Below are 2,447 nucleotides of genomic sequence, written 5' to 3' on the forward strand. Positions count from 1 at the left end.
CGACAGCCTACCTCTGACTGCCGCCAATCTTTGCAACAGAGCCGCAGCGCGAGCCATTCCAGGGCCCGGGCGCGGGCAAGGCCTTCCGTGGGCAGCAAGGCCTTTTCGGGCACGAGTTCCGCGATATGGTTGAGGATGGCGATATTTTCGGTCAGGACATCATCGCCGATCTGGAGCGCGGGCACCCGCGCCCACGGGTTTTTCTGACGATAGGCGTCTGAAAACTGGGCGTTTTGCGTCAGGTCGATCAGCTCCGCCTCATAAGGAAGGCCGGCTTCCTCCAATGCGGCATGGGACGCCAATGAGCATGAACCTGGATTGTAGTAGAGCTTCAACATGTCCCTGCAATTCTCCTGCGGACTGGGCAAAAAATGGCTTAATGCATATGTTCGGCACCGGAGCGTCGCCCCGAACGGAAGCAATCATCCGCCCGGTCGGAAAACGCTCCGAAACGACAGGCCGGAGCATTCCATCCGATGCGATCAGGCCGAAATGTTCAAAAATCCATCGGCTTCGAAAACCTTTCTGGCACGTTCCTCAATCCGATCCGCAAGTGACCTGCGAAGCGGCATGCCGTTCGAGACTTTTCTCAGCGTGTTATAGCTGAAGCCGAATGTTTCGAATATCTCCTCATTATTTCTCATCGTCGACAATGATGTGATCCGATCGGCGATCGAGGGATCCAAACAGCGCATTCCATTAGGCATTCGATCTTCCCCTACTGACGAATTCCAGCCGGTGCACGGTCGCAACTTGCCTGCCCGCGCAGTTCATCGGGCCATTCCCGCCGTTCCGGAAAACAGGCGGCGGGGTTTCCCCCTGGACCATGTTGCGCATGGGCCGGACACGCAGCGAGCGGGCCAGCGGACGTCGAGGCCGGGAGCGGATTGCGACGGACGCGCCGCGCATTGCCCGGAGATCGAAGCATAGGAATATCCTCTCCATGCGCTGTTATGGATCAGCGCCTGTCTTATCCGGCACGTCGGTGATTATTATGCTTATCGGGCCGTCCGGAAAGGATCGCAGCTTTCGCCTGCGGAGGAAATTGCTGCAAATGAATTAGGAATATTCGCGATACGGATTTGATCGAAACGGGGCCAACTGCCCACAAATCGGTCATGGGGATTGAGCGACCGCGCTTTGAAAGCAGCCATCGCATGCTATGGTCGCCTTGAGCATTTCCCGGCAGGCGGAATATCCGCCGACCGGAAAGCCCGCTAAAACAGGAAGCCGGAGCAGCCGGGCCGACGCCGTCGGACCGGACGCCGCTTCGGCTTCGCATCGCCAGGAATTGGAAGCGAACATGTCTCGAGACAATGCCATCGTCATGCGATACGACAATCCCGACATTCCGTCCGGCCGCGACATCGTATATCTTCACGGCCGCGGCAGCACCGAAAGGGAAGCGGGGTTCGCGCTGCCCCTTTTCGGCCGCGCGAATGTTCGCTCCTATCGCGGGCCGCTTCCCCAGGGGCCGGGGTTCGCCTGGTTCGAAAATGCCGGGATCGGCGTCGCCCTGCCCTCCAGCCTGTCGGGCGAAACGTCGAAGGTCGGCGACTGGATCGCCGCAGATACCGGCCGCCAACGGCCCTGGCTATGCGGTTTCAGCAACGGCGCCGCGATGGCCGCCAGTCTTCTGCTCAGCAATCCGGGGGCCTATAGCGGCCTCATCATGATCGGCGGCTGCTTCGCGGTGGAGGACGGCGACCTGCCGGACAACGGCCTGCTCGACAAGCCGGTCCTCTTCTGCCGGGGCCAATTCGACGATGTGATCCCGCGCCACAAGTTCGAGCAGGCGGAAGCCTATCTCTCCGGCCCCAGCGGCGCGCGGGCGACTTTCATCCCTTATGAAGGCGGGCATGAACTGCCGTTGCCGATCAAGGCGGCGGTGCAGGGCTGGCTCGGCGCGGAAAGCCGCTGAATTTCGTCCCGTCCTTGGCCATGGCCGAACGGGAGCGCCGGATGATCGAGAACCGGCCGCATCCGGAAATGATCGGATGCGGCCGGCACTGTTCCAGGATCAGGCCTTTGCTTATGCGGTGATCGGCGGAAGCCCCTCCACCGCGCGGCTCAGAAGCTGCACGATGCCCTCCTCCGTGATCGGACGGGGGTTGGGATAGGGGTTGGCGACCGCCAGCGCGGCGGCCTTCGCGATGCCGTCCTTGGGCATGCCGAGCTTCGCCAGCGACATTTCCGCGCCCAGGCCCACCGCCAGTTCGTACAGCTTGGTCGCGGGGTCGCCGCCGCCTAGTGCGCGGCTAGCCCGTTCCATCGCCTCCGGCACCGACGGCGCATTATAGGCGATCGCATGGGGCAGCACGGCGGTGTGGGTCTGCGCATGCGGCATGTCGAAGGTGCCGCCCAGCGTGTGGCAGAGCTTGTGGTGCAGCGCGACGCTCGCCGGGCTCTGTTGCAAAAATCGTGAAGCTTGAGCATGCTTGGCGGAG

General features: G+C 62.1%; 2 protein-coding genes and 1 pseudogene. 1 reads left to right on the top strand and 2 read right to left on the bottom strand.

Going from position 1 to position 2,447, the window contains the following annotated elements; genetic code table 11:
- Window positions 1-338: glutathione S-transferase N-terminal domain-containing protein (locus L288_RS31170; RefSeq protein ID WP_021238130.1), on the bottom strand; the 338-nt coding region annotated here is incomplete at its 3' end.
- A gap of 965 nt (window positions 339-1,303) precedes the next feature.
- On the opposite strand from L288_RS31170, the gene L288_RS31180 reads away from it, so the two are divergent.
- Entirely contained in the window at window positions 1,304-1,921 is a 618-nt protein-coding gene (locus L288_RS31180) for an alpha/beta hydrolase (RefSeq protein WP_013054035.1), read from the top strand.
- A gap of 111 nt (window positions 1,922-2,032) precedes the next feature.
- Here the strand turns inward: L288_RS31180 and L288_RS31185 are convergent.
- Window positions 2,033-2,447, bottom strand: a pseudogene (locus L288_RS31185) (hypothetical protein); the annotation flags it as partial.

The organism is Sphingobium quisquiliarum P25 (assembly GCF_000445065.1).
GTDB classification, from domain to species: domain Bacteria; phylum Pseudomonadota; class Alphaproteobacteria; order Sphingomonadales; family Sphingomonadaceae; genus Sphingobium; species Sphingobium quisquiliarum.

Coding starts and splice junctions, on each gene's coding strand:
- L288_RS31180 (WP_013054035.1), top strand. CDS start 1,304: ATGTCTCGAGACAATGCCATCGTCATGCGATACGACAATCCCGACATT.